Source organism: Arthrobacter sp. UYCu723 (assembly GCF_054059215.1).
In genome coordinates, this window is sequence record NZ_JBSSBW010000001.1 from 4,691,854 (window position 1) to 4,710,375 (window position 18,522).

The 18,522-nt window shown below is 64.1% G+C and carries 18 protein-coding genes and 2 pseudogenes; 4 read left to right on the forward strand and 16 right to left on the reverse strand.

All coding sequences use genetic code 11. From position 1 onward, the window contains the following. Window positions 1-3: 3 nt before the first annotated feature. The 5 genes and pseudogenes from ACVWZ8_RS21995 to ACVWZ8_RS22015 all read right to left on the reverse strand — a co-directional run bounded on the left by ACVWZ8_RS21995 (window position 4) and on the right by ACVWZ8_RS22015 (window position 5,542). Window positions 4-1,305 (reverse strand): pseudouridine synthase, encoded by a 1,302-nt coding sequence (locus ACVWZ8_RS21995; RefSeq protein ID WP_456505847.1) that lies wholly within the window; start codon window positions 1,303-1,305, stop codon window positions 4-6. A gap of 111 nt (window positions 1,306-1,416) precedes the next feature. Then, entirely contained in the window at window positions 1,417-2,097 is a 681-nt protein-coding gene (gene scpB / locus ACVWZ8_RS22000) for an SMC-Scp complex subunit ScpB (RefSeq protein WP_456506001.1), read from the reverse strand. Between the two features lie 5 nt (window positions 2,098-2,102). Continuing rightward, complete coding sequence (locus tag ACVWZ8_RS22005) at window positions 2,103-3,002, reverse strand: segregation and condensation protein A (protein ID WP_456505848.1); 900 nt, start codon at window positions 3,000-3,002, stop codon at window positions 2,103-2,105. Window positions 3,003-3,010: 8 nt separating this feature from the next. After that, complete coding sequence (locus ACVWZ8_RS22010) at window positions 3,011-3,910, reverse strand: ParA family protein (RefSeq protein WP_456505849.1); 900 nt, start codon at window positions 3,908-3,910, stop codon at window positions 3,011-3,013. Between the two features lie 275 nt (window positions 3,911-4,185). Further along, window positions 4,186-5,542: pseudogene (locus tag ACVWZ8_RS22015) on the reverse strand (cation:dicarboxylate symporter family transporter). Window positions 5,543-5,681: 139 nt separating this feature from the next. Here ACVWZ8_RS22015 and ACVWZ8_RS22020 point away from each other — a divergent pair. Together ACVWZ8_RS22020 and ACVWZ8_RS22025 are read left to right on the forward strand one after the other, a co-directional pair. Further along, window positions 5,682-7,382 (forward strand): sensor histidine kinase, encoded by a 1,701-nt coding sequence (locus tag ACVWZ8_RS22020; RefSeq protein WP_456505850.1) that lies wholly within the window; start codon window positions 5,682-5,684, stop codon window positions 7,380-7,382. Next, on the forward strand, window positions 7,379-8,098 hold the full coding sequence (locus tag ACVWZ8_RS22025; RefSeq protein WP_456505851.1) for a response regulator: 720 nt from the start codon (window positions 7,379-7,381) through the stop codon (window positions 8,096-8,098). Before ACVWZ8_RS22020 ends, ACVWZ8_RS22025 begins: the two co-directional genes overlap by 4 nt. Window positions 8,099-8,137: 39 nt before the next feature. Here ACVWZ8_RS22025 and ACVWZ8_RS22030 read toward each other — a convergent pair whose 3' ends face one another. From ACVWZ8_RS22030 to ACVWZ8_RS22045, 4 genes and pseudogenes are all read right to left on the reverse strand, one after another. Then, the gene (locus tag ACVWZ8_RS22030; protein WP_456505852.1) at window positions 8,138-8,539 is read right to left on the reverse strand and encodes a hypothetical protein; all 402 of its coding nucleotides are present in this window, start codon (window positions 8,537-8,539) and stop codon (window positions 8,138-8,140) included. 147 nt (window positions 8,540-8,686) lie between these two features. Then, a complete protein-coding gene (locus ACVWZ8_RS22035) occupies window positions 8,687-8,998 on the reverse strand; it encodes a PucR family transcriptional regulator (RefSeq protein WP_456505853.1) in 312 nt (103 codons plus the stop codon). Between the two features lie 14 nt (window positions 8,999-9,012). Continuing rightward, window positions 9,013-9,354 (reverse strand): hypothetical protein, encoded by a 342-nt coding sequence (locus ACVWZ8_RS22040; RefSeq protein WP_456505854.1) that lies wholly within the window; start codon window positions 9,352-9,354, stop codon window positions 9,013-9,015. Between the two features lie 913 nt (window positions 9,355-10,267). Continuing rightward, window positions 10,268-10,553 (reverse strand): annotated as a pseudogene (locus tag ACVWZ8_RS22045) (DNA alkylation repair protein); the annotation flags it as partial. 535 nt (window positions 10,554-11,088) lie between these two features. On the opposite strand from ACVWZ8_RS22045, the gene ACVWZ8_RS22050 reads away from it, so the two are divergent. Further along, window positions 11,089-11,472: a RidA family protein gene (locus ACVWZ8_RS22050; protein ID WP_157768987.1), complete on the forward strand. Its 384-nt coding sequence runs from the start codon at window positions 11,089-11,091 to the stop codon at window positions 11,470-11,472. Next, complete coding sequence (locus ACVWZ8_RS22055; protein WP_456505855.1) at window positions 11,469-12,440, forward strand: FAD-dependent oxidoreductase; 972 nt, start codon at window positions 11,469-11,471, stop codon at window positions 12,438-12,440. The genes ACVWZ8_RS22050 and ACVWZ8_RS22055 overlap by 4 nt, the downstream gene beginning before the upstream one ends. Window positions 12,441-13,099: 659 nt before the next feature. Here ACVWZ8_RS22055 and ACVWZ8_RS22060 read toward each other — a convergent pair. The 7 genes from ACVWZ8_RS22060 to ACVWZ8_RS22090 form a co-directional block, all read right to left on the reverse strand. After that, window positions 13,100-13,486, reverse strand: a complete 387-nt coding sequence (locus tag ACVWZ8_RS22060) for an SDR family NAD(P)-dependent oxidoreductase (RefSeq protein WP_456505856.1) — start codon at window positions 13,484-13,486, stop codon at window positions 13,100-13,102. Then, window positions 13,387-13,857, reverse strand: coding sequence for an SDR family NAD(P)-dependent oxidoreductase (locus tag ACVWZ8_RS22065; RefSeq protein ID WP_456505857.1), 471 nt, complete (start codon window positions 13,855-13,857; stop codon window positions 13,387-13,389). Before ACVWZ8_RS22065 ends, ACVWZ8_RS22060 begins: the two co-directional genes overlap by 100 nt. Window positions 13,858-13,878: 21 nt before the next feature. Next, on the reverse strand, window positions 13,879-14,805 hold the full coding sequence (locus ACVWZ8_RS22070) for a LysR family transcriptional regulator (protein ID WP_456505858.1): 927 nt from the start codon (window positions 14,803-14,805) through the stop codon (window positions 13,879-13,881). Window positions 14,806-14,987: 182 nt separating this feature from the next. Next, window positions 14,988-15,797 (reverse strand): amino acid ABC transporter ATP-binding protein, encoded by an 810-nt coding sequence (locus ACVWZ8_RS22075; protein WP_456505859.1) that lies wholly within the window; start codon window positions 15,795-15,797, stop codon window positions 14,988-14,990. Beyond that, window positions 15,794-16,798, reverse strand: a complete 1,005-nt coding sequence (locus ACVWZ8_RS22080) for an amino acid ABC transporter permease (RefSeq protein WP_456505860.1) — start codon at window positions 16,796-16,798, stop codon at window positions 15,794-15,796. Before ACVWZ8_RS22080 ends, ACVWZ8_RS22075 begins: the two co-directional genes overlap by 4 nt. Beyond that, window positions 16,795-17,739, reverse strand: coding sequence for an ABC transporter substrate-binding protein (locus ACVWZ8_RS22085; RefSeq protein WP_456505861.1), 945 nt, complete (start codon window positions 17,737-17,739; stop codon window positions 16,795-16,797). The genes ACVWZ8_RS22080 and ACVWZ8_RS22085 overlap by 4 nt, the downstream gene beginning before the upstream one ends. A 311-nt stretch (window positions 17,740-18,050) precedes the next feature. Then, a complete protein-coding gene (locus ACVWZ8_RS22090) occupies window positions 18,051-18,251 on the reverse strand; it encodes a hypothetical protein (protein WP_456505862.1) in 201 nt (66 codons plus the stop codon). Between the last annotated feature and the right edge of the window lie 271 nt (window positions 18,252-18,522).

Consider the following 18,522-nt stretch of genomic DNA (forward strand, 5'->3'; position numbering starts at 1 on the left):
GCCCTACAGCCCTACGGATGCCAGCAGGTGGCCGACTTCCTGCTTGCCGAGGTTGCGGATACTGCCCTGGCGCTGGTCGCCCAGGCCGATGGGTCCGACCTTGACGCGGACCAGGCGCAGCACCGGGAAGCCGACGGCGTCGAAGAGGCGCCGGACGATCCGGTTCTTGCCCGAGTGCAGTATGACCTCGATCAGCACGTGGCCCGGGGTCGAGTCAACGAGCTTGAAGGAATCGACCGAGGCGATGCCGTCCTCGAGTTCGACGCCGCCCTTGAGCTCGGCACCGATGCCCTGCGGGAACGGCCCGCGGACCTGCACGAGGTAGGTCTTGGGCACTTCGTAGGAGGGGTGCGTCAGCCGGTTGGCGAGTTCGCCGTCGTTCGTCAGCAGCAGCAGGCCCTCGGTGGCGACGTCCAGCCGGCCCACGTGGAAAAGCCGCTCGCCGTGGTTGTTGCGGACGAAGTCGCTGATGCAGGGACGGCCGTCCGGGTCTTCCATCGTGGAGACAACGCCCTTGGGCTTGTTGAAGACCATGTAGACCATGTTCTCGTCCAGCTGGATGCGGAGCCCGTCGACATGGATCACGGCGGTCTTCGGATCGACGCGTACGCCGAGCTCGGTGACGACCTGGCCATCGACCTCGACGCGGCCTTCGGCGATCATTTCCTCGCAGACACGCCGTGAGGCGACGCCGGCCGAAGCCATGACCTTCTGGAGGCGGATGCCGTCCTGGTCGTGCAATTCGGACTGGGGTACCTCGGCGCGCGGTCCGCGCTTGCGGGCAGGCTTGCGCACGGGACCCAGGTTCTGGCCGAAGCGTTCGCTGCCGAACGCGCGGGGGCCGGCGAACTTGGCGGCCCCGGTACGCGGCTTGGGCTTGAGGGCGCCGGGAGTGCCGGGGGCCTTGCCGAAGCCGGGCTTGCGGGCGGCGGCCTTGCGGGCTGCTTCCTTGCCGGACGGCGCCTTGGACTTCCAGTCGCCGGAAGCCGGCCGGCTCGCCGACGGCGTGCCGTCCGACCCCTGCAGGTCCGGGTCGATGAATGCCTCTTCGCGAGGCTTGGGGTGCTTGAAGGGGCGGTCTCCGCCGCCCTTGAAGCCGGCTCCCCCGCTGCGGCTTCCGCCGCCCTGGAAACTGCGGCCGTCACCGCCCTGCGCCAGGCGCCCTGAACCGCCCTGTGCGCCGCGGCCTGAGCCCTGCGCCGCGCGACCTGAACCCTGTGCCGGTTTTTGTCCGGCACTGTTTTGTCCGGCACTGTTACGTCCCGAACTGTTACGTGGTGAACCCTGGCGTCCCGCCTGTGTCATGACCCGTCCTTCGTTTATTGGCCAACGGCCGCTGTCTCCCGACAACACCCGCCAACGAGGGCAAAATGGTTCTGCCCCGGTGGATACTCGTGCGCAGGCAGTTGTTCCTGCCTACATTCTTCCTGCGTCGTAGAACTCTTCGATGCCTTCCAGCCCCGGAAGGTGGGGTGAAAGCTGCGGCAATTCAGCCGCCGAGCCGATTCCCATTCGCTCCAGGAAATACGACGTCGTACGGTACAGGATGGCCCCGGACTCGGGATCCGTTCCCGAATCCTCGATCAGCCCGCGCTGCGTCAGCGTCCGCACGACAGAGTCAACATTGACTCCTCGAATTGCAGACACCCGCGCCCGTGATACGGGCTGGCGGTAAGCGATGACGGCGAGCGTTTCGAGCGCCGCCTGCGTCAGCCTGGCTGTCTGTCCCTCCAGCACGAAACCGCCGACGACATCGGCGAATTCAGCGCGGGAATAGATCCGCCAGCCTCCGGCGATATTCCGCAATTCAAAACCCCGGGCGGTGGAGCTGAAGCCGTTCAAACTGGCGTCGTCCACATCCGGGGCATTAACAGTATAACCGTTATACTCCCGCTGCAGTTCCGCCAGCAGACCCTCGACGACGTCGACCGTCAGGTTCAGCCCCGCCGCCAGCCCGGTGGCCGTGGCCGGCTCGTCGATCACCATCAGCACGGCCTCGAGGGCAGCGCGGGCGCCGCCCGGCAGGCTGGCGACGTCGGGTCCGGCGTCGCTCGCGCCCTCGGCTGCAGCCTCTTCGCGGGCCGGGCCGGAACTCATGTCACTCAAGGCTGTTCCTCATATTCTTCACTCAGGTTCCCGCTGCTCCAGGCCGCTGCCCCGGCGGTCCAATGGACGGTCAGGTCCCCCAGCGGCAGCAGCTGGTCGAAAGCGACGGCGCGGTCGCGGAACATCTCCAGCAGCGCCAAAAACCGCGCCACTACGACAAGGGTGGATTCGGCGTCGGCGATGAGCGCCCGGAAAGTCAGCGGATTGCCGAGGCGCAAGCGCTGGCCCAGCAGTTCGGCCTGCTCCTTGACGCTGACGGGGCTGCCGTGAAGGTGCGCCAGGCCCACCTCGGTGGGGGCGGCCGCCTTGGGCTTAAGGGCCGCCTCGGCCAGGGCGGCGAACTGCTGAGGGCTGTGCCGCCAGATAAGTTCAGGAAGCAGTGCGGCGAAGTGTTCCTCGAGCGTAACCTGGCGCGGAAACCGGCAGGCCTCGAGCTCCAGGGTGGACCCCATCATCCCGGCGACATGTTTGAAGGCCTTGTACTGCAGCAGCCGGGCGAAGAGCAGGTCACGGGCTTCCAGCAGTGCGATGTCCTCATCGTCTTCGACCTCGCCGGCGGGGAGCAGCCGGGCCGCCTTGAGGTCCAGCAGGGTGGCGGCGATCACCAGGAATTCGCTGGCCTCATCCAGGGCCCACTCCTCCCCCAATTGCTGCAGCCCCTTGGTGTACTTGATGAATTCGTCCGTGACCGTGGACAGTGACACCTCGGTAATGTCCAGCTGGTGCTTGGAAATCAGGCCGAGCAAGAGGTCGAACGGGCCGGTGAAGTTGGCCAGCCGGACTTCAAAGCCGGGCTTTTTCCCCGCCGGCGCACCCGCCGGCATATGCAGCTCCGCTGGCACACTCAGCTCCGCTGGCACACTCAGCTCCGCTGTGGGAGCACCCGACTCTGCCACGGACCTGACTAGGGCGCGCCGCCGCGCGAAATGAGTTCTTTGGCGAGGTTGCGGTAGGCCTCGGCACCGATGTGGTTACCGGCGTAGGTGGTGATGGGCTCTGCGGCCACGGTGGCATCGGCAAACTTGATGGACCGCTTGATGACGGTTTCGAAGACCTTGTCACCGAAGGCCTCCACAAGACGGGAGATGACCTCGCGGCTATGCAGGGTGCGGGCGTCGTACATCGTGGCGAGCACGCCGTCGACCTGGAGCCGCGGGTTCAGGCGGTCCTGGACCTTATCGATGGTTTCGACGAGCAGCGCCACCGCACGCAGGGCGAAGAATTCGCAGATCAGCGGAATGATGACGCCGTGGGCAGCTGTCAGCGCGTTGACTGTGAGCAGGCCTAGCGAGGGCTGGCAGTCGATCAGGACGATGTCGTAATCGTCCTCGACCTTTTTCAGCGCGCGGTCAAGAACCTGTTCGCGGGCCACCTCATTGACCAGCTGGACCTCCGCGGCGGAGAGGTCAATATTGGCCGGCAGCAGGTCCACGTTCTCGACGTCGGTCTTGTGGATGGCGTCACGGATGTCGACCTTACGGTCCATCAGCACGTTGTAGACCGTGAGATCGAGTTCGTGGGGGTTGATGCCCAGTCCCGCGGACAGCGCACCCTGCGGGTCGAAATCGACCAGGAGCACCCGGCGGCCGTATTCCGCCAGCGCAGCGGCGAGGTTAATGGTGGAAGTAGTCTTGCCCACCCCACCCTTCTGGTTGACCATGGCGATGACCCGCGCAGGGCCGTGGGATGACAGCGGCGCGGGCTCCGGAAAGTCGCGTTTGGGGCGCCCGGTGGGGCCCATGACGGCGTCTTCCAGATCGAGTTCGGTGCCTTCCAGAGTTGCTGAACCCTGTTCGCTGCTCACGTATCTATCCACACTTTCGATGACGGTGATTGTCGTGCTTGAAATTGCTGCCGCTGGACCCCCAGCGCCGATCTTATTCCTCCCAAGGCTACAGCGCCCGACACGGTATTCCGCGGACCTTGACAGCGGCCTTTACTTGAGCCTGAACCTTCTGGTAAAAGTCGAAGGTTGGCGTTTTGCCGCGAAAAACCGCCCGGACACTAGTCTGCGTCCGGGCGGTTTTATCGGTGATCAACGCGGCTGATGCTGCGGTGTGACGGCAGTGAAGCTGCTGGTCAGGCGTTCGCCGGTACCGGGCGGGCGGGCTCCTCAGCTGCCTCGTGCACGCCGTGGGCCGCAATCATGGTCTGCTCGTCGAAAGGCTCGGCTCCGGACAGGACACGCTCAACCTGTCCGCCGTCGATCTCCTTGACCCAGGTGCCGATCAGCACGGTGGCCACGGCGTTGCCGGTGAAGTTGGTCAGCGCGCGGGCCTCGGACATGAAGCGGTCGATGCCGACGATCATACCGACGCCGCCCAGCAGCTGGGGCGCATGAGCCTGCAGGCCGGCGGCCAGGGTGGCCAGGCCGGCACCGGTGACACCGGCGGCACCCTTGGAGGCAATGATCATGAAAATCAGCAGGGAAATCTGCGCACCGAGATCCAGCGGGGTGCCCATCGCGTTGGCGACGAAGAGGGACGCCATGGTCAGGTAGATGGCCGTGCCGTCCAGGTTGAAGGAGTAACCGGTGGGGACCGTGACGCCGACGACAGGCTTGGAGACACCCAGGTGTTCCAGCTTGGCGATGAGGCGGGGCAGCGCGGCTTCGGAAGATGAGGTGGAGAAGATCAGCAGGTATTCGCGGGCCAGGTACTTCATCAGCCGGAAGATGTTCACGCCTGCCACGACCTGCAGCAATCCGCCGAGGATCACTACAATGAACAGCGCACACGTGATGTAGAAGGCGATCATCAGGGTGAACATGCTGACAATGGCCTGGAAGCCGGTGGCACCGACGACGGCGGCGATCGCGCCGAAGGCTCCGACCGGGGCCAGCCACATGATCATGATCAGGATGCGGAAGACAAGGGCCTGGCCGTGGCCGATGGCCTTGAGGATCGGGGGCGCCCTGCGGGCCCATCTTCTGGAGGGCGAAGCCGACCAGGATGGCGGCCAGGAGTGTCGGCAGCACCGGAATGTCGCCCGGAATGATGCCCAGCAGGAAGTCGACGGTGCTGTCAGTGGCCGCCTTCTTGTTTGGGTCGTACGGCGTCAGGTTCAGGCCTTCTCCCGGGTGGATCAGGTTGCCTACCACCAGTCCGATGGCCAGCGCGAAGGTGGACATGACGATGAAGTAGCCCAGGGCCAGCCCGCCCACCTTGCCCACCGTGGCGGCCTTGGCGATCGAGCCGATACCCAGCACGATGGTGCAGAAGATGATCGGAGCGATCATCATCTTGATCAGCTTGATGAAGCCGTCGCCCAGCGGCTTCAGCGATTTGCCGACCTCGGGGAACAGCAGCCCCACGAGGGCACCCAGGATCACGGCCACGATGACCGCGATGTACAGGTAGTGGGACTTGTCGAGCCCCTTGCGCTTCTTGACCGTCGTCGCGGCCGGTGCCGCTGACTCTCCTCGTTGAGAGGCCATGGTTGTCTCCTTAGGGATAATCTGGAAGACGCTGCGGCCCAGGCTCTGAGCTGATCACGTCGATGGGGTGTGATATCCATCATTAGCGATCAAGTGATTTAGCTCACCGTTGCGTTCATATTGGTCATGGAAGGTGTTGATGATCCACCGCTGGAGCATCGCCCGCAGGCTCTTTGTGGCCCATCTGCTGTTCATGGTGGCACTGACGGCCATCGTCGGCACGGCCACCTTCGTTGACGCGCGCGATCATGCCTACGAGGAGGCCGGCCTCCGGATGGCCGGCATTGCCGTCACGGTGGCCGACACCCCCCTCGTGCTGGAGGCGGCGAGCGCCGCCGATCCGTCAGCCCTGCTCCAGCCGTATGCCCTGAAAATCATGAAGGACGCGGACGCGGATTTCATCACGATCATGGCCCCGGACCGCACGCGGTGGACCCATCCCCGGGATGAGGAACTGGGAAAGCCCTATATCGGTTCCATCGACGCAGCCCTCAAAGGCCAGGTGTTCACGGAGGTCGTGGCCGGCACCCTCGGGCCCTCGGTCCGCACCATCGCCCCGGTCAAGGATGCCGACGGCACCGTACAGGCCCTTGTGGCGGCGGGCGTGACGGTCCGGACCGTGGACATTGCGGTCTCCGGCAGGCTGCCGGCGCTGCTGGCCATCGTCGTGGCGCTGCTGGCAGGCGGTTCGGTGGCATCCTGGCTGCTGGGCCGGTACCTGCGCCGGGTCACCCGCGGCTGGGGTCCGGAACAGTTGGCCCAGCTCTTCGCCTATTACGAATCCGTGCTGCATTCAGTCCGCGAGGGCGTGATCCTGATCGACTCCAAGGGCAAGGTGGTGATGTACAACGACCAGGCCGCCGAACTGCTGGGGCTGACGAAGCGCTCCTCCGACGGCGCTGCAGTTGCCGGCGCTCCGGCTACCGGCACGGGCTCCACCGGGTACGGCGACGGCGGCGGAACAGCAGCAGGCGGCCGCCAGGCGGCACCGTCGCTGGCGGAGCTGCCGCTGGCTCCCAGCCTCAAGGAACTGTTCGAGTCGGGGCGGACCGCGCTCGACGAGATCCACCTGACGGGCTCCCGGATCCTGGTGGTCAACCAGGGACCCGCGGTGGGCCCTGGCTCCGCCGCGGCCCGCCAGCGCGCTGCGGTTTTCGGCACGGTGGCCACCATCCGGGACCGCACCGAAATCGAGTCCCTCGGCAGCGAACTGGAAACCATGCGCACGCTCTCCGACGCCCTCCGTGCCCAGACCCATGAGCATGCCAACCGGCTCCACACGATCGTCTCGCTGATGGAACTGGGACGGGCGCCGGAGGCCCTGGACTTCGCGACCAAAGACCTCGAGCTCAGCCAGCGGCTGACGGATGACCTCGTGAGCTCCATCGAGGAACCCGTGCTCGGCGCCCTGATCATGGGCAAGGCCGCCGAAGCGCACGAACGCGGCGTCGAACTGATCCTCACCACCGGCGGCTCCACGGCGGTGACCGGATTGGCCGTCCAGGATCTCGTGGCCATCCTCGGGAACCTGCTGGACAACGCCATCGACGCCGCCGCCGAAGCACCGGCACCCAGGCTCGTGGAACTGTCGGTCCAGACCAACGATGCGGCCCTCGAGATCATGGTCGAGGACAGCGGCCCCGGAATCGACCCGGAGGCAGTGGAGGACGTCTTCCGCCACGGATTCAGCACCAAGGCGCCGGGGCCGTTCGGGCGGGGCCTGGGCCTGGCCCTGGTCCGCCAGGCGGTGCAGCGCCTGGGCGGTACCATGACTATCACCAGCCCGGCCGGAGCACTGTTCCACGTCACGCTGCCGGTCACAACAGAGGGACAGCCATGAGCGATATCCGGGTGCTCGTCGTAGAAGACGAACCTATCGCCGCCGCGGCCCACGCCGCCTATGTCGACAGGCTGGACGGATTCACCCTGGCCGGATCCGCGCCCGACGGGCAGTCGGCCCTGCGCCTGCTGACGGAATTCTCGGCGGCAGGCAACCCGGTGGAGCTGGTGCTGCTGGACATGAACCTCCCGGACCTACACGGGCTCGACATCGCACGCCGGATGCGGGCGGCCGGACTCTTCGCGGACATCATCGCGATCACCGCCGTGCGGGAACTGAACATCGTCCGCAGCGCGGTGGCCACCGGCGTGGTCCAGTACCTGATCAAGCCGTTCACCTACGCCACTTTTGCGGACAAACTTGCCAGCTACCGGCTGTTCCGTGAACAGCTGGCCTCGCCGGGGACCGGGGCTTCCGGGCCCGGCGCCTCCCAAAGTGATGTGGACCAGGCGTTTGCGAGCCTGCGGGCACCATCCGAATTGCCGCTGCCCAAGGGCCTGGCAGTGTCCACGCTGGATTCCGTTCAGGACTTCATGAAGCTGCAGACCGGGGCGGTGTCAGCCAGCGAGGTGATGGAGGCACTGGGCATGTCCCGGGTCACCGCCCGCCGCTACCTCGAGTACCTCGCCGACGCCGGAACTGTTTCCCGCACGGCGCGCTACGGCGCGCCCGGGCGGCCGGAGAACGAATACCGCTGGAACCGGCCGCCGTCGTAAGGCTGCTCCTTCCCCCGCCGCTACTGGGCAGCCTTGTGTTCAACGCTGGCCGGCCATGAAGGGTTGACCTTTGGCGTTCCACGGCTTTCTCGATGGGGCCAATAGGGAGGCCAACGCAGCAGCCAGGGCCGGCACGTAGAACCAGCCGATGCTTGCGGAAGCGATGACGGTGAAGATGGCGAGAGCAACGGTAGTCGTGACGGATGCATAGACCTGTGCCCGTCCCCTTAGCACGAGCGGCAGTCCGGTCAGAGCCACGGGGATGAGCAAGGGCACCAAGACGGAGGGCCCTACGGTCTCAAGCAGGGTCGAGGTAGTGACCTGGTCTGGCCCGCCATTTATCAGCTTCACTTCGCTGTATACGGGAACCAGCAGGAAGACAAGGGCTACAGCAATCGTGAGCGAGAAGGCAATGATCTGGCGAACACTCTTCGGATCCAAACGGCGTCTCATATGACCCCCAGATGGAGTTGCATATATGTCCACGAAAGCACGGTTCCAGGGATTCGACCATTCATTTCTCAGTCGGGCTGATCCGAATCTCGGCGGGTGGCCTGTTTTCGGCTCAGAAGTTGAGTATTTCCGCTGCTACTTCGGCATGGTTGGTTTTGCCTGAGGTGTGAGATCCATGGTTGTCAGGCGCAGCCAGAGCCAGAGCCGCTGCTGCGGCTCGTCCAGATCGAGGTCAAAGTCCTTGGCCAGGCGTCCCACCCGATAACGGACGGTGTTGTTGTGCACGTGGAGGCGTGCTGCCATCGTGGAGATATTTCCGTTGGAAGCCAGGTAAGCCCGCAGGGTGTCCAGGTAGTCGGTTTGCTGCTCCGCGTCGTGGGCCTGGATCTTGGTGATGTCGTCGAGGTCGGAGAGCCCGGTGTCGGCGATGAACGCCCCGATTTTCAAGAGGTTCAGCGGGATTATGTAGTCCTCGAAAAGCCCAGCGGCCGGGGATTGCCCGCCATTACGCCGCCGCCGAACGGGCCGGAACAGAGGAACGGGCCCGGGTTGCGGCAGAGCGGCGCACGGGAGCGGCCGAGAGCCGCGCTGAGGCGGAGACGGCGCGCGCTGACCGCGAGGAGTCCGCGGCCGCCGAGGCGCGGGGTCAGCTGGCGGGAGTCCGTGCCGACCTTGAGGCCGTCCGCGAGGCGGCGGCCGATTTGCGCAGCAACGTGGCGGCGCTGACGGCGGAGCGTGAAGCGGCCAGGGCCGACGTCGAGCGTGAGCGCATCCATGGTGAACAACGCGTCAAAGACCTTCACGACACCTACAGCCGCCAAATCGACCAACTGCGCGCCGAACTAACCCAAGCCCGCGAGGCGAAAACCAAGGAACGCCGCCAACGAGCCGGCGAAGAGCAATAGCAGGATCGCCATGCGACAAAACGGGGAGAGCCTCCCAGTGGAGCCAAAAAGCCCCTCTCAACTGGCCGTTGGGAGTGTATGTGTTTGAACAGGAGTTTTGCGCGGGCGTGGTTGAACGGCTTTCTTCTGATGGTGCTGCCAGGCTGGAGGCCTTGATCGCGGACGGATCAGCAGGTTCGTTGCTTGCGGTGTTGAAGGCGGATCCTGGGCCGGCAGGGTTGGAATCCTTGCTGGCTGAGGTCGAGAAGCTTTCAGCGGCACAGTCTTTGGAGGTTCCTGCTGACCTGTCTGCGGGGGTGTCTGAGAAGGTCGTAGGAGTTTGGAGGGCGCGGGCTTCCCGGATGTATCCGTCGGATTTCTGGGACGCGCCTAAACCTGTGCGGCTGGCGTTGCTGGCGGCGTTGTGTCATCAACGGACAGCGGAGATCACGGACAGCCTGGTCGATCTGCTCCTGGTTTTGGTGTTGAAGATCAATACCAGCGCGGTGAAGAAAGTCGAGAAGGAACTCACTCAGGATCTCCAGCGGGTGCGGGGCAAGACGGAGCTGCTGTTCAAACTGGCAGAAACAGCGGTGGAACACCCGGATGAGACAGTCCGGGATGCGGTGTTCCCTGTGGTGAGCGAGAAGACTTTGCAGCAACTCGTGAAGGAAGCAAAGGCCAACGAGACAGTGTTCCAGGGCAAGGTCCGCATCGTGTTGCGAAGTTCGTATTCGAACCACTACCGCCGGATGCTGCCGGCGTTGGTGTCCGTGCTGCAGTTCCGTTGCAATAACACGGCGTTCCGGCCGATTATGGATGCCATTGCAATGGGCGCAAGCGCCTCGCGGAGCATGGTGTCCAGTTCGTCGCGTTCGAAGGCCTTCGGCCGGCAGACCAGCAGCGCCACCAACCTCGCCGGAGAGTCGTTCGTCGCCCAGAGCTCGCGCGAGTTCCTGCTGCGTTTTCAGCCGCTTCGCGACAGCGCGCAGCTTGGACAGGTTCACCCCGTGGTCGTCGCCGCGCTTCTGGTTCGCCTCGCGCATCTTCGGGTCCTCGAGCACGGCCAGCTCGGCCATCACTTCGCCCAGCAGCCCGGCCGTTATCGTCTCCGACATGTCATCCTTCCGGTCACCCTCTTGTCGGTTCCAGCCTTTGGCTGCCAGAACGGAAGCGGACGACGGCGGGAGGTTCCCGTCGTCGTCCGCTTCGGTTGGGCGCCAACGAGGGTCATGCCCACGCCACGACGCGCCGGACAGCCTGATCCGGCACAGTGCCCGACGGTCTCGATGGCGGCGATACATCGGAGGTGGCGCCAGAACCCCTGCAAGTGCCCTGGCTCGGCACGCCCACACCGGGCCCGCCAGCTTGATTCCATGCCTGTAGAGCATGGAATCAAGCCCAATTTGGTCTTTGACCGCATAGCCGATGAACACGATAGTGATGAGAGCGTGCAGTGGAAATAGTTCCATGGCACATCGAAAGAACCCTTACCCATGGCGCTGTCTGGTTCAAGGAGTTCGCCCCCGAGCGGTCTCGTTTACTGTCTGCCCACTCGGGATGACTTCATAAACCTGCCGTGTGCCCGTCAGCATTTCACTTTCCAGAACGCGCAGCTGCACCGTGCACTGCCAGAAGCATGAAGGGATGTCCATGCCCCGTTCCTCTACCGTCCACACTCCCCACGCCCCTGCCCTGCCCTGGCTATCCCAGGCAGTCGCAGCCGGCGATCTGGTGCTGACATCAGGCCAAGTGGGAGCCGATCCCGACACCGGGCACGTCCCTGAAAACTTCACCGACGAAGTCCGACAGGCCCTGCGGAACATCGAGGAAGTGCTCCGGGCCGCCGATTGCACCTTGTCGGACGTCATGAGGACTTTCTGCATCCTGACTGACACCGCATACCTTGCGGCATTCAATGACGAATACATCAAGTGGTTCCCTGACGCCAAACCGGCCCGCACCTCGATCATTGCCGGGCTCGTTGGATCCTTCCGGTTCGAAATCGAAGCAACGGCTATCCGGAGCAACCCATGACCCCCTCCGATAGGCCTCAGGTAGCAGTTATCGGTGCCGGCGTCATCGGCCTGACTACCGCCCTCGTCGCGGCTCGCGCAGGCTACGACGTTACGGTCACGGCTGCGCATCATCCCGAGGACACCGTGTCCGCGGTGGCCGCTGCCATCTGGGCGCCATACCACGCGGAACCCGAAGCATTGGTGGGGTCCTGGGGTGCTGTCACCTTCAAAGTACTCGCCGGGCTCGCCGCCAGCTCACCGGAATCCGGTGTGGAGATGCGGGAAGGGGTTGTCGTCGTACGCGCAGGGTCCGCACCCCTTAAGTGGCCGGCTTCAGTCGAAGGCCATCGTCCCGCCACGGAGGAAGAACTGCCACCGGGCACAGAATCGGGCATCGTCTGCACTGTCCCCATTGCAACCATGTCCAGCTACCTGCCCTGGCTCCAGCGGCAGTGCACAGACGCAGGTGTGAGCTGGGAGTGGCGCTCAGTCCATACACTGGCCGACATCCCTGCCAACGACCTGGTTGTGCTGGCTACCGGGCTCAACAGCCTCGGACTGCATGCAGATGACGGGCTCTACCCGGTGCGCGGCCAAGTTGCCCGGATCGGCAATGCGCGCCCCACTCGTTGGATCATCGATGACTCCAACCCCGCGGGCCCCACCTACATAATTCCCCGATCAGACGAAGTCGTGTGCGGCGGCACCGCACAGGTCGGCGAGAACAGCCTCGAACCCGATGCGGCGACGGAACACAGGATTCTTTCCACTGTGCGGTCGCTCGAACCGGTGCTGAATGGCGGGGTCTTCCTCGGAAGCAGAGTGGGACTCCGACCAGGGCGGGACTCGGTCCGCCTGGGACTGACGGAAGATCACGGGCGACCAGTGATCCACAGCTATGGCCATGGCGGATCCGGGGTGACAGCCTCCTGGGGTGTCGCCTACTCGACGCTCGAATTGATCGACAAGGTCACGACCGCTGCGTAAACTCTGTACGCCCCACCGCCACGCTCCCGGGCCGAGCCCAAGCAGGCCGGTAGAGAGCCAACTCGACTCCTTGGTGCGCCGAACATACTGACGCAGCACTGAAGGTTGAGCCGTTCGCGCTCAGCCATGCGGGGTGGACAGCGATGTCATCACTTGGATGTCGGGATCATCGACGCTCGCCCCGGGTGAGAGGTCCTGCCGACGACCGGGCAACGGACGTTCGACGCTGCACTCGCCGGCAGGCCATCCCTCCCCGCGATCCGTAGGGCATTCCCGGCAGCACAGAGACCAGGAACCATCTCCTTCGCCAACGGAGCACCGTCACTTGGCTTGCTCCCGTCCGACAGATTGGTCGAAGACACCCGGTAGGTTCTCCCCGGGCAAGGCACTGCGGCGCTTCAATACAAAGCCAGCAACGGCGTCCATCAACTGTGAGTCGCAACGCCAAATGGCGCGGTATTCGCAACGCCAAATGGCGCGGTATTCGCGGCGGTCGACGCCGGCCGTTGTCGGAAGGAAACGGTCGTGAAATCGTTCGCCATGAGGCTTGTGGGGTGCGGGAAGAAGTACGCGGCCCATACGCTGTGGGTGCATGGGCCGCGTTCATTTCTTGATGGCGCTGTGGGTCAGAGCAGGGTGCCGCCTGAGGCTTCGATGCGTTAACCGGTGATCCAGCTGGCGCCGGGTGCCAGGAGGGTGGTGATGGCGCCGCCGATGTCGGCGGGCAAGCCGACGCGCCCCAGGGCCGTCTGGGAGGTCCAGTAGGTGTTGATGTTCTCGTCGTCGCGGACGACGCCGCCGCCGAAGTCGGTGGCGATCGGGCAGGGTGCGATCGAGTTGACGGTGATACCGCGTTCGCCGAGTTCTTTGGCGAGGTACCGGGTGTAGGTGTCGATGGCGGCCTTGACGGAGGCGTAGATGCTGAATCCGGTGCCGACGAAGCGGTTCAGTCCGGTCGAGACGTTGACGATGCGGCCCCCGTCCGAGAGCTGAGGGAGCAGTTCCTGGGTGAGGAACACGACTCCCTTGAAGTGAACGCCGACCATGGTGTCGAAGTCGTCGATGGTCGTCTGGCCGACCGTGGTCCATGCGGCGACGCGGCGTTGTTGACGAGGTAGTCGAAGGAGTTCCGGTCCCAGGTGTCGGTGAGCGCGGTTGCCAGCTCGATGGCGAATGCCGGGAATGTGTCGTACTGGGTGGTGTCTGGTTTCAGGGCGACGGCGCGGCGTCCGCGGGCGGTGATCTCGGTGACGACGGCAGCGGCTTCTTCGTGGTTCGATCGGTAGGTGATCACGACGTCGGTGCCGGCGTCGGCGAGAGCGAGCGCTGATTTCCGGAGCCCTGCGCCGTTCAATCGGGACCAGCCGCCCGGGACCGCCCACTCGAAAGGGTCTAGGACAATTTGGTTGTGGGCCATTCTGAGTCCGGGCGCCCATCCTCACGCTGCCATAACCATGCCTTGCAAGGCGAGGAAGTCCCGGATACGATCGGCGATTTGCGCGATGACGCCCTCAGCGAAGTGGCCCGGTGTGCATGTCAAATGCAGCGGCAATGCCAGGGGGTTGCTGTTGCCGTCGGATGCACCCGCTTCGCGAACAATGATCGCGTGGGCTCCATACAACGGGCGTTCTGTGGAAAAACCAACCCCGCGACCGGCTGCCGCAAGCGCCACGATCGTCTGCCCATCGTCGCACTCTGTCACACCTTGGAAAGCCATGTCGGCCCGGCTGACTGCCTCGTCGATGATGTGGCGGCTCGCGCTGTGGTGTGAAGGAAGAACAGCCGTAACGCCCGCGAAGGAGGAGATGGGGAGCTCGGCGACGCCGTTGAGGGCCCACTCGTGGCCAGCCGAAACGTAAGCCCTGACCGGCACGCGCCCAAGCTGTATATTCCGCAGCACCGGATCCGGTGGCGCCGGCGAGATTGCGAAGTCGCAGCCATTGCGCAGCGATTCCGTCATGTCGAAGTGGTTGATCTCACGGGGAATGATTCTCGGATCATCCGGCCCCATTGTCGCGATGAAGGGCGCCAGGAATATCCGCAGTGAGCCGCTCGTTGTTGCTGCGACGAGTTCCTGAACATATCCGGTACGCAACGCGGTTGCTGCTTCTTCAAAACCGTGGGTTTCCCTCATGAGCCTGCGCGCCATGGGGACGAGCGCGCGGCCGGCAGCTGTCAGTGCAAGCCGGTTGCCCTGGGCTTCGAAGAGCCGCAGTCGCAGTTCACGTTCGAGCGTCTTGATTTGCCGGCCCAAGGCCGGCTGGGCAATGTGCAGGCTCTCCGCGGCACCCGTCACCGTCCTGGCGTCGACAACAGCAAGGAAGTACTGGAGCCGACGAAGATTCATGTTCGATTGACGGGTCATTTGAACTGTAGATCCTTCCATGAAGTCTCGCCGGAATGGCTTGGCCGTGACGGTGGAACATATCGGCTGGCCCAGGCGGGACTCTGCCCGCCTGGGCCAGCCGATGGGGCCGATCGGGGCGCCTTACCGGCTTACGGATTGACGCTGTCCGACAGGGCACCCCCGGTTGGGGGACGCGCTTCCTAGAGGACCTTGCTCAGGAAGCCCTGGGTACGCTGGTGCTGCGGGTTGGCAATGACGTCACGGGGGTTGCCCGACTCGACGACGACGCCGTCGTCCATGAACGTCAGCGTGTCGCCGACTTCGCGTGCGAAACCGATTTCGTGGGTGACGACGACCATCGTCATGCCGGACCTTGCGAGGTCCTTCATGACATTGAGCACGTCGCCGACAAGCTCCGGGTCAAGCGCAGAAGTGGGTTCGTCGAAGAGCATCAGCTCGGGGTCCATGGCCAGGGCGCGGGCGATCGCGACGCGCTGCTGCTGGCCGCCCGAGAGCTGTGCCGGGTAGTGATAGGCACGTTCCGACAGACCAACCCGATCCAGGAGCTCCAGCGCGCGCCTTTTGGTCGAAGACTTGTCCTTGCCTTTGACCTGGATCGGTGCCTCCATGACATTCTCAAGGGCGGTCTTATGGCCGAACAGGTTGAAGCGCTGGAACACCATGCCGATGTTGCGCCGTTGCCGGGCGATCTCCTTGACGTGCAACTCGTGGAGCTTGCCGCCGCGCTCCCGGTAACCGATCAGTTCGTCGTTCACCCGGATCCGGCCGGCGCTGATTGACTCCAGGTGGTTGACGCACCGCAGCAGCGTCGATTTCCCGGAGCCGGAGGGTCCGATCAGCACCGCCACCTCGCCCTGTTTGACCGTCATGTCGATCCCGCGCAACACGTGGTGGCTGCCGTAGAACTTGTGCACCCCTTCGATGCGGACGAGCTCTTTGTCGGAAGCGGGGGCGGTGTGCCCGTTCACGGGTGCGGCGTGTGCGCTCACTTTTGGTCCTCCTCGGTTCTGGTGGCGATGGGTTGGACAGCGACAGCTCCTGTTGTGGGGGCCGCTGCGGCTTTGGCTGCTGCAGGGTTGACGGCGACGGGGGTCATGTTGTCCACGCCTTTGCCGTAGTACTTCTCTATGTGGTGCTGGCCCACCATGAGGATGCTTGTGACGAGCAGGTACCACGTCGCCGCAACGATGAGCAGCGGGATCGGCTGGTATGTGCGGTTGGCAAGGGCATTTGTGACAAAGGTCAGGTCGAGGGTGAACGGCACTGCCAACACCAGTGAGGTGGTCTTGAGCATGCTGATGGTCTCGTTCCCGGTCGGGGGCACGATGACGCGCATGGCCTGGGGCAGGATGATCCGCCACATGACTTTCCGGCGGGCCATTCCCAGGGCCTCAGCCGCCTCCATTTGGCCCTTGTCCACGGACTTCAGGCCTGCGCGGAAGATCTCGGCGAGGTAGGCAGACTCATTGAGCCCGAGGCCGATCACGGCCGGGATGAAGCCTTTGGTGGGGTCGGAGACGACCACGTGCAATAGTTCGGGGCCGAACGGTATCCCCAGCGAGATCGACGGATACAGCACGGTGATCAGGCCCCAAAAGATCAGCTGGGTATACACGGGGGTGCCCCGGAAGAACCAAACCCAGAACCAGGACGACCAGGCCAGGACCGGGTTATCCGACTGGCGCATGAACGATAAAAGAACGGCCAGTACGATCGCGATAATCATGGCCAACACGGTCAGCAGCAGAGTCCACCCCACACCCTTGAAGACGTTCACATCGAGGATGTACGCAGCCACGGTTTCCCACCGGAAATTCGGGTTGGTCGCCACGCTCTGGATACCCAGGGCGACGAACAGGAGGATCACCGCCGCAGCAACCCAGCGGCCGGGGTGGCGCACCGGAACAGCCTTGATCAGCTCCGGAGCGCCCCCTTTCCCGGCGTCGGCAGCCTCTGCTGATTCAAGAACCCCGGAGGATGTGTTGCTCATGAAGGTACGGACGGGTTGACCTCGGACTTAGTGATCGCACCGTCGGATACGCTCCAGCTGTCGAGGACCTTCGTGTAGGTGCCGTCGGCCATGAGCTTGGTCACGACTTTCTGGATGACCTCGCTGAGGGCTTTGTCGTCCTTTGCGATGCCGATGCCGGCAAAGGCTGCCCCGTACATGTCGCCGACCTTTTCCACGGCGCCTTTCGTCTGCTGGGCCGCATAGCCGATAACGGGCGAGTCGGCGCTCATGGCGTCGATGCTGCCGTTGACCAGGCGGGTGGTGATGTCGGTCTGTGTCTTGAGCGAGACGACATCGATCGGTTTCTTACCCTCGGCAAAACACTTTTCGTTGCGCTCCTTCAGATCCGGCTCTTCCTGCGTGGTGCCGGTCTGGACTCCGACGCTCCTGCCGCAAATGTCTTCGAGGGAGAAGTTCTTCGGGTTGCCCTTCTGGACGGCCCACGTGGTGCCGGCGCTGAAGTAGCTGACAAAGTTGACGGCCTGCAGGCGCTTCTGGGTGATCGTGAACGATGCGATGCCCAGATCGTACTTGGGGCCCAGTGCGGGCAGGATGCTGGTGAAATCGGCAGGCCGAAGGTCGATTTCCAGCCCGAGCGTGGCGCCTATGGCCTTGGCGAAGTCGATGTCGTAACCCACTGGAGTGTTGTTGTTGGGGCCACTTAGAAATTGGGCCGGTGCGTACGTCGGCGTGATACCAATCGTCAAGGTGCCCTTGGACTTGATGGCGGCCGGCACCAGGGCTGCGAGTTCTTCGTCTTTCTTGAGGGTGCCTGGATCAAACGTGGCGGCCGCGGAGCCGGTACTGGCGGGTTTGGGGTTCGCATCGGTGCTGGAGGCGTTGGTGCATGCCGTCAGGGCCAGAGCGCTGGCCACCAGAACAGCCAGGGCCTGGGCCGTGAATTTCGTGGAGACAGTCATATGTCGTCCCTCCTGGGATGTAATGCGGTGTTGGGGTCATGCGGCCGTTGCAGGTCTACATGCTAAGTGGCGCAGCCGGGAGACGTGGCACGTTCCCGGGTGCTGAATACTACGGTTGGATGACCGATTGCCGTTTGGGTGTTTCACTATGATCTGGCTAACAGTTCAAGTCCGTCCAGGACCAGAATTGGCTTGTCTCAGTGCCATGTCGGCATAGTGGTGATCAGACGCCACCCCCGCATGAGGCAGGTCAGACGCGGCCTGTACGCAGCGGTCCTCGAGGCCCTGTCGGCCCGTTGGCGTATGAGGCACTACCTGTTCGTATAGACCTTCCGGCCGTCCTGGCGCAGGAAGGCCGTTCGTGGGTAGTCGGCCGTGGCCGCGATCCAGAGGACCGCTTCGTCGACCGTTACGTCCTCAACTTTGCCTTCATGGTCGGCGCTGTTTTCGCCGACCAATTGGACGATGTCGCCGATAGCTGGCCCGTCCGCGGTGATGTAGTAGGTGATCATGTTTTCTCCATGGGTCGTACCGGCTGAAGCGGTGGCCGGGGGCAGAGCGGTCGGGGTGTGTTCATGCTGGGATTCCTTCCAAAGCCGAATGTATTAAGGCACCGCCAAGGACCGTTGCCTCTACTTCAAATCTGTGAGGTTTGGGGTGTCCGTAATTGTTGCCGGCGAGGATGACGGCGTCGGCCAGTTTTCCGGGAGTAAGGGATCCCTTGTGGTGGGCCGCTCCGGTGGCGGGTGAGCCGTTCGCGGGGGTGGCCGAACACGGTGCCGG